We start from the raw sequence: 9,331 nt of genomic DNA, 5'->3' as shown, positions 1-9,331 counted from the left end.
TTCTAATCATGTCTTGAACAGTTTTAGTTAATATTAAGGTTTATTTTGTTTCGTGGTATTTCACACTAATCGCACAAATATAAAAAATATTTGTAAGATAGTCTTAAGAAAGCCACAATTTTTTAAAAAAATCTGTTAATTAATAGTTAATAACATAATTTTTATATAAAGATAAGATTTTGTTTTGAAAAAAACAAAATAATTAGGTAGAGACGTCATATTATGACGTCTCTACGTTGGATGTTTGTGAATTAGACGCTATGGTATGACGTCTCTACTGTTTGATAAATCTTTGAACAGTTGTTACTTTATTTTCAATTACACGTATGAAGTAAACTCCGCTGTTTAGCTCAGAAACCGAAATCTCTTTAACTGCTTCGTTCATTTCAAACGAATTAACAATTACACCATTGTTTGAATAGATTTCAACCGTAGCGTTAGAAGCGTTATTGCGTGTAATTGTTAATGAACTGGTTGTCGGGTTTGGATATAACATAAAGCCTTGTGCTGTGGCATCGTCAACAACACCAACCATTTGAACCAAGATCTCAGTATGATCGTTTATCACCACAGAGTTCGTTTCATCTTTAAAGCCTTGTTTTGTCACAATCCAGTTATATTCACTGCCCGGTAGTTCAAAACTGGCAATACCGGAAGTGTTGGTTAGTGCTGATTCGCCACCAATAACAACATTAGCATGCACAATTGGAGCATTGTTGCTTTTCCTTATAACAGTAAACGTCACATTATATGTAGGAGGGTTATGAACAAAATCTAATTCAACTATTTCAGAAGAACCCGATGTGTAAACAGCTTTAACTCCGGCAGTGTGTTCACCAACAGATACATTTTGGAATATGTAGGTCTCTTGCATGAGACCTGAAGCCTTCTCTTCACCGTCCAGATATACAGTATATCCGCTAAATGCTTTTGATTTATCAGGTGTATCATAGTAGTAGTCTCCAATTTCAAGATTTGAAACGACAGATACTTGATCAGAAGTAACTTCTCCGATACGTGAGTGTTCATCAACAGTTTTTCCGGGTCTATCAATGTCAACTACTTTTCCTGTTTTATTATCTGTAATGATAATGGTAGTTTGGTCGTTTCCAGTGTCAGGGTTATATTCTACAACAAAACGATATGTTTTATAACATTCAAACTCGTAATTATCTTTACGTCCGTTTTCTCCTGCTGCAATCCATAGTTTGTCACCGGGAGTAGGGTTTACTATACAGTAGTCGTAAGTTCCGTCTCCTATTAAGTATTGCACCTCTTCGTTGCAAACCATATTTTGAGTTGTGCAAACAGGGTCTGCATTTTCTGGAATTTTATCTTCAAATACATCGTACAAGTTGGCTGGAGCAGAGCAGTTTGGCCATAGTGCTCCGGTAGCAGGAATAGTTTGTCCGTACTCTTCGGCGTCAGCATCTAATAACATTTGATAGCCTGAGCCGTCACCCCATACATCTGTAGTTTGCAAGATAATGGTTGTGCCACCTATATAGTTCCAACCGAAGATTTCGTTATTACCATCTTGGTTTATTAACAGACAGGATGGTGTTTGAATAATTTCAATTAGTTCAACAGGATATGTGGCATCCGCATCAATAATTACGCTATCTGCGGTAAATGGTATAAATCCATGTTTAATGACAGTAATATCATAAACACCTCTCCAAACAGCCGGGAATGTTATTCCTGTTGCTCCTGCTGTAGCTTCATAAACGTGGTTTTCATTACCGTCTTGGTTAGTTAGTGTAACGGTAGCTCCTGTTGCGGGATCTCCACCGTTCAGTGTGATGTTTACAGTAAATTCGACTTCCATATCTTTTGCAAGAATGTTTGACAATTTTGGTCGAGATGTAACGCCGTTTGTGTAGTTTGCCACAACCGCATATTGATATTCTGCAGGAGATAGTGTTCCCCAACCAGTGTCAGTATATGCAGTGTCAGTGATTGCAGCAGCTAACTGTGTCCACTCTGCTTGTGGCTGATCTTTTGCCAGGCGATATAGAGTGTAGTTAGTAAATGCTCTGCTTGTACTGTTTTTACAATTTTCAATAATTGTGATTTCCCCAGACTCTTTTGCGCTTGTAAGTTTGAATTCTGATGGTAAACTTATAGCAGTTACTGTTGGTGGATTCATTTTATACTCTGCATGTAACTTGCTAAGGTTTGTAACAAGACCTTTTGCGTTATCAACATATGCTCCTAAAGCCCAGTTGTAATTTAGCCCTTGTGAATATAGTGATATCCACATTTGGTCAGCTATTTTACACATATCTCCAAATCCTGCAACAGCAGGACCTTCATCAACTCCACCTGGATACTGAGATGTTGGCATAATGTTAACACCATACCATAACTCTTCTCCTTCTGGAATCATTACAGGATTTGTAAGAACAACTTCGTTCCATTGGGAAAGGGCAACGTTAGCTACAGTTTGTTCGTGAACTAAAGTTCCCGGTTCTGTTGCTGTACCGCCGGTCCATACCATTACTTTATATGTACCTGTTCCGTGAGGATTGAATCTTACTTTTGTTACCGACATACCAACTACCTCTAGCGCCTCTAAGTTTTCAGCACTGAAACGGTGTGCAATTGTTATTGGGTTGTAACCAGCTCCAATACCATTATTAATGTCTGCTTCGCCACTCCAGGTAATCCATTGTGGGTCACTTATAGTTCCACCTGGTGGGATCCAGGTTACATTAACGTTTGGTTCGTCTACTGTAGCAACAACTTTCCTAACAGAGTAAGCGATCTCATTAACAATAATGTTGTGGTCAGATATGTTTTGATCAGTGACAGTTATCGTTCCTGTGTATTGTTGATAACCGTCTGCATCAACGGTTACTTCATACTCTTCTCCACCACCCCAAACTCCTGATATTGAATAGTGTCCTGCAGCATCTGTTGTGTCAGTGTGATTGGTATAGCCGTAGAAGTTAACAACAGCACCTTCCAAAGGAAGACTAGTGTCGCTTGCTGTAATAGTACCACTAACCGTAACTTGTGGACGTGGGGTTAATACTGCGTCTGCAATAACAGTAGAGTCTGCAAAAACTTCAATATTTTCTATTAAGAGGTCATTTAATCCAAATTTGGTAAACTCAACACTATATGTTCCTTGTATCAAATATGGTAAAGTGTAATTGCCAGCTGCGTCTGTAGTCGCTTCCCGAATATCGTCAATTACTTTAACAGTAACGCCTGCTACAGGGACACCTTCGCATGTTACATTGCCTGCAATTGTTCCAAGTTCATTAATATAGAAAACCATGGAAATATCAGGGACGTAAATAGCCGAAAACCCTGATGTTGGAGCAAGTGGGTCAAGTTGTGAATGTGACCCACGACGACGAGAGCGTTGCTCTTCCGTACTCGACAAATAGAACAGATCACTAGTAGAGTAGCTTAGTGAGTCAAGATTTCTGTATGTATAAACAACTAAGTTGGCACCATTGTAAACATAGGGGGTTTGTAAGTTGATTGTGACATCGTTTATTCCGTTGTGGAAATCAGCGTTACCATCAAAAACTAATGTTAATGTGTTTGGGTCTATAAATCCACCACTAAGGTTTGTTAGAGTTGTTTCTCCTATCCAAACTTTTATAGCTTTCGAGCCCGGGTTTGAGTTAGGGAAGTTGTATTTATACTTAATTGAGTTAATTATACCGCTATTTATACCAATTTGATCGGCTGTATAAATAGCTTGAGCGTAACTGTTTTTGTAGTAAAAGTCAAATGGAATATTTACGCTTGTTACAGGTGCTCCTGAACCTATTTGTACAACATGGGTACCCATAGGATGTACTGTAATTGTAGTGTATGCGGTAGCGTTATCTTCAGGGATTTGATCTTCGGCAAACAGGATAACACCTTTGATATTGATTATTCCTGTCGTTGTTGGTGTCCATACCAAGTCAATAGTTGTATGTTGTCCCGGGGATAAATCAATGCCGTTTGCAGTTGCCAATACGTTGTTTGCTGCGTCTTGTAACTGAACAGTATATTGGGCTCCTGTAACAGTTTGAGATCCTTGATTTAAGAAGGCAAAAGGAATAGTTTTAGGAGTGTTAGCTGTTGCGTAATCGGTTGTGTTCAACGAAATTGCCGCCAGGTTATTTGGTACAGGGGTATAACACTCTACAGTAGCTTTCCAGCCAGCTTTCTGAACAGAAGCATCCGAACTAAAACTAAACGAAAGTGCTCCAGTTGGATTATCACCGCAGAATGACTCTGCAGGAATATTTGATCCTGATAAAGTAGCAAGTAGTTGATCCATCGGGTTTTCACCGTTGTAAATTAGTAACTTGTCGTATTTGTTTTCTGTATCAAACTCAAGGAAAGTTACCTTGATTCTAGAGCCAGCAGTTTCGGGTAAAAATATTAAATAATGATTCTCGTTTGCTGTGTAATTTCCTGTTTCGCCACCAGTGTCGTAAAAAACGGCATTACAAGTTGTTACAGTTCCTGTTTGCATCAAAACAATTGTTGGGTCTTTTGATGCATCACTTTGCTGCGCTATTGCATGTTGGGATGATCCTCCGAGACAAACGAAGATTGCAGCGGTTAAAAATGTTAATTTTTTAATCATTGTTCGAGCAGTTTTCAGTTAATGTATATGTTTATTCTGTTTCACGGTATTTAACACCGGTCTCGTAAAGATAAATAATATTTGTAAGATTGTCTTAAAACAATTAATAATATTCAATAGCGTAAAGATTAATAAACATGAAAAGTTAGACGATTAAAAGCTCATTAAATAGGTGGAAAACCTGTACATTATCCAGTGGTTTTGTTGATGGAGAGTCAGTGATCATATGTAAACAAACAGAGGCGGACTAAAAGCCCGCCTCTATTTACTCAATATTAATAGTTCAAGAGACTATTGTTTAATAAATCTTTGAACTGTAGTTGTCTCTTTTTCGATTAGGCGTATGAAGTAAACTCCGCTGTTTAGCTCAGAAACTGAAATTTCTTTAACTACTTCGTTTATTTCAAAAGAGTTGACAATTGCGCCGTTGTTTGAATAGATTTCAACTATAGCTTTAGAATTGTTCTTACGTGTAATTGTTAACGTGCTGGTAGCTGGGTTCGGATATAGCATAATACCTTGTATTGTAGCATTGTCTCCCACACCAGTCATGCTGACAGGTATTTCTGTATGATCTACTATCACAGCTTCACCTTGCATAGTTTCAAAGCTTTCTTTTGTAACAGTCCAATTATAATTACCGCCTGGTAATTGGAATGTTGCAATGCCATTAATGTCGGTTAGTGCCGATTCGTTTATCGTACCACTACTAACAGCAACGTTAGCTTGTAAAATAGGATTACCGTTAATTGCCCTTGTAACGATAAACTTTACATTGTATATAGGAGACTCATGAACAAAAGGTGTTTCTATTATTTCAGAAGAACCAGATGTGTAAACAGCTTTAACTCCAGCAGTGTGTGTACCAACAGACACATTTTCAAATATGTAGGTTGAATCCACTATACCTGATTCTTGTTCTACACCGTCAAGATATACGGTATATCCACTAAATGCCCTTGTTTTACCGCCTGGTACGCCGAGGGAAATGTCATCAACCATGAAAACAAATCTATCATCAGATACACAGTTGATAGCAAGCCTTATATTTTGTCCTACATATGTGTCTAATGGGTAAGTGAATTTTGTCCAAGCATTAGCTGGAGCTTCAACATAACTTCCTTCGGAGATAATTGTAAAGTCGTTAGGAGCAGTACCACCCGTTGATACGCCCACTTTAAATTGTTCTAACCCATAATCAGGTATAACTGTTTTTGCCCAAAAAGAGAACTCCATTCCAGGAACAGTAGTAAATTCTGGAGTAATTAACCAGTCGTTGTTTGGAGGAACTGTTGCTGCAAAAGAACCTAAAAATTTGTTTCCACTATGTGCAGCCCAATTTTCGTCGGATATGGCAGGAGAAGTAGCAGTAGGATTAAACACAATGTATGCAAATGGGGTTCCAGCTCCTGGGAAAATAGTATTCGAAATTCCATATGTGTCTGAATTATCAACGTCAACAAGAATATAGTCACCAATATTTTGAACTATGAAATCTTCGTAGCTTTCAATGTCATCGCTGAAACCAATTTGATTGTTCCAAGTAAATATATCATCGTTACCATCTTGTGTAACTAATAAGCCGTATGGCGCTATAATAATTTCATATAGTTCGATAGGATATGTAGCATCTGCATCAATAACTACGTTGTCTTCGGCAAATGGTAAGTATCCATCTTTGGTAACAGTAATACTGTAAACACCTTTCCAAACAGCTGGGAATGTTACTCCTCCTGTTGTTTCAGTTGTCGCCACATAGACATGGAATTCATTACCGTCATGGTTAGTTAGGGTAACTAAAGCTCCTGCTATAGGTTCATCAGCGGTGCTTGTAACGTTGACTGTATATTCAGCTTCCATATCTTTTGCAAGAATGTTAGACAATCTTGGTTGAGATTCAATATTGTTGGTGTACTTTGCCACAACAGCATATTGGTATAGTGCCGCAGGTAGTGTTTCCCAACCAGTGTCAGTATATACAGTGTCAGAGGTTGAAGCGATTAACTGTGTCCACTCTGATTGTGGTTGGTTCTTAACTAAGCGATATACAGCATAATCAACAAATACTCTGTTTGCACTGCTTTTGGCAACAGCAGTTTGTTCAGAATTATGATTACAAGTAAATCTTAAGTCTTCAGGGGAAGCCTTACCATATTCATAGTTTTCTCTTTTTGTCGCATTCATTTCGTACTCTGCATATAACATACTAAGTTCTGTTACAAAACCTTTTCCGTTATCAACATATGCTCCTAAAGCCCAATTGTAACTTAGTCCTACTGAAGATAAAGTTTTCCATTCTTGTTCAGCTATTTTCGCCATATCTCCAAATCCAGTAACAGCGGGACCTGCATCAACTCCACCTGCGTATGTTTCTGTTGGTACAATATAAATACCATACCATAACTCTTGCCCTTCAGAAATTACTACAGGTGTTGTAAGCTCAACTTCGTTCCATTGTAAAAGTGTAACATTTGCTGCAAATTGTTCGTGAGCTAAAGTTCCAGGATCTGTTGCCGAACCGCCGGTCCATACTTGTACCTTATATGTACCTGCTCCTCTTGGGAAGAATCTTACTTTTGTCACAGACATACCAACTACTTCTAGCGTTTCTAATTGTTCAGGAGTGAAACGATGTGCACATGTGAAAGGATTAAGACCAGCTCCGATACCATTAGTTGGATCTGGTTCACCACACCAAGTGATCCATCGTGGGTCACCCATTAAAGTACCATCTGGAGGTAACCAGTTTACTTTAACGTTTTCTCCTTCAATTGTTGCAGTAACTTTACCGGCAGGGAAAGCAAATTCTTCAACAACAATGTTGTGAGTTACGTTAGCGTCATTAACGGTTATTGTTTCGCTGTATGCTTGGTAATTTCCAACTTCTTCAGTTGTAATTTCATAAACTTTTCCACCGCCCCAAACTCCTGTTATCGAATATTGTCCGCCAGCATTAGTAGTGTCGGTGTAATTGACATAGCCTTTTAAATGAACAACAACGCTATCTAATGGTTGATTAGTGTCACTTGCTTTAACAGTGCCACTAACTGTAATTTGTGGAAGTGGGTTTATTGTTGTGTTAATAGTGATGGTAGAGTCACCAATAACATTAATATTTTCTTCTAAAGCATCTGAGTATCCAAATTTGGTAAACTCAAGTTTATATATTCCTGGTGTCAAATATTTAAAAGTGTAGTTTCCCGATGCGTTTGTAGTAGTTTGTCGTTCTTCATCAACCAATTTAACGGTAACTCCTTCTGCAGGAGCTCCTTCGCATGTTACATTACCTAAAATTGTTCCAAGTCCAGATGTGTTAAAGTGGACAGCAATTTCAGGTACGTACTTTCTTGCTGTCCCTCCTGATGGAGCAAGTGGGTCAAGCGGTGAGTTGGACTGACGATGACGAGTGTGGTTCTCATCTGTTGCTACCATGTAGAATAGGTCTTGGTAACTGTGTTCTTGCGTATCAAGATTTCTGTATGTGTGAATAACCAAGTTGCCGCCAGTATAGACATATGGAGTTTGCAGGTTTATAATAACATGGTTTATTCCAATAAAAAAATCTATGTCGCCATCATAAACCAGTGTAAATGTATTTGGGTCGATAAAGCCATCGTCAAGGTTTGATAGGGTTGTCTCTCCCATCCAAACTTTTACGCCTTTCGTGCCCACATCTGCAGATACGAAATTGTACTTATAAACAATAGAGTTAATTGTACCACCACCTATACCTAGCTGTTCATTTGTATAAATGGTTTGAGCGTAGTTGTTTTTCCAGTACATGTCAAAAGGGAAACGCATACCTGTTACTGTGGCACCTGGACCTACCGTTGCAACGTAGGTACCTGCTGGGTGTACTGTAATAGTGACCAGTGGGCTAGTATTATCATCAGGATTTTGATCTTCCGCAAATACAATAACGCCTTTAACATCAATTGGTCCTGTTGTTGTTGGTGTCCATATTAAGTCAACGGAAGTTTGTGCTCCTGAAATTATATCAATTCCGTTTGCAGTTGCCAATACGTTATCTGCAGCATCTTTTAACTGGACAGTATATTGAGCACCTGTAATATTAGCACCTCCTTGGTTAAAAATAACGAAAGGAACAGTTTTGGGTTCACTAGCTGTTGCATTAGGAGATGTGTTCAATCCAACTGCCACCAAGTTATTTAGCATAGGAGTATAACATTCTACAGTAGCTTTCCAGCCATCTCTTGTACCAGAAGTAGGGTCTGACTGAAAAAAAAACGTAAGGGCTCCATCGGAATTCTCTCCAATGAATGGCTCTGCAGGAATAGTTGTCCCCATTAATGTAGCGATAAGCGGAGCATTTGAGCTTGTTCCATTGTAAACGTATAACTTATCCCAGAGATTTTCTGTATCAAACTCAAGGAAAGTTACCTTGATTCGAGAACCAGGTGTTTCTGGCAGAAATGTTAGAGTAAACGTCTCGCCATTACCATATTGACCTGTTGGACCACCGCTGTCATAGAAAAGGGCATCACAGGTTGTTACAGTTCCAGTGTGCATCGTAACGACAATAGGTTCTTTTGATGCATCACCTTGCTGCGCTATTGCGTGCTGGGATAATACCCCGAGGCAAACAAACATTACAGCTGTTAAAAATGTTAATTTTTTAATCATCACTTGAGCATTTTTTAGTTAATGTAGATGTTTATTTAGTTTCACTGTATTTCGCACCGATCATGTAAAGATAAATAATGTTTG

General features: G+C 38.6%; 2 protein-coding genes. Both read right to left on the bottom strand.

What is annotated here, in order from left to right; genetic code table 11:
* Positions 1–274 precede the first annotated feature (274 nt).
* Entirely contained in the window at positions 275–4,603 is a 4,329-nt protein-coding gene (locus GX311_04975; GenBank protein NLK15732.1) for a DUF2436 domain-containing protein, read from the bottom strand.
* 291 nt (positions 4,604–4,894) lie between these two features.
* Entirely contained in the window at positions 4,895–9,247 is a 4,353-nt protein-coding gene (locus GX311_04970; GenBank protein NLK15731.1) for a T9SS type A sorting domain-containing protein, read from the bottom strand.
* Between the last annotated feature and the right edge of the window lie 84 nt (positions 9,248–9,331).

The sequence above is a fragment of the Bacteroidales bacterium genome (assembly GCA_012519055.1).
Classification (GTDB): domain Bacteria; phylum Bacteroidota; class Bacteroidia; order Bacteroidales; family Salinivirgaceae; genus JAAYQU01.
Note: the sequence above shows the minus strand (reverse complement) of the source record. Positions and strands in the feature narration are given on the sequence as shown.

Excerpts from the sequence above, each read along its gene's own strand:
- GX311_04975 (NLK15732.1), bottom strand. The coding sequence starts at position 4,603 with ATGATTAAAAAATTAACATTTTTAACCGCTGCAATCTTCGTTTGTCTC.
- GX311_04970 (NLK15731.1), bottom strand. The coding sequence starts at position 9,247 with ATGATTAAAAAATTAACATTTTTAACAGCTGTAATGTTTGTTTGCCTC.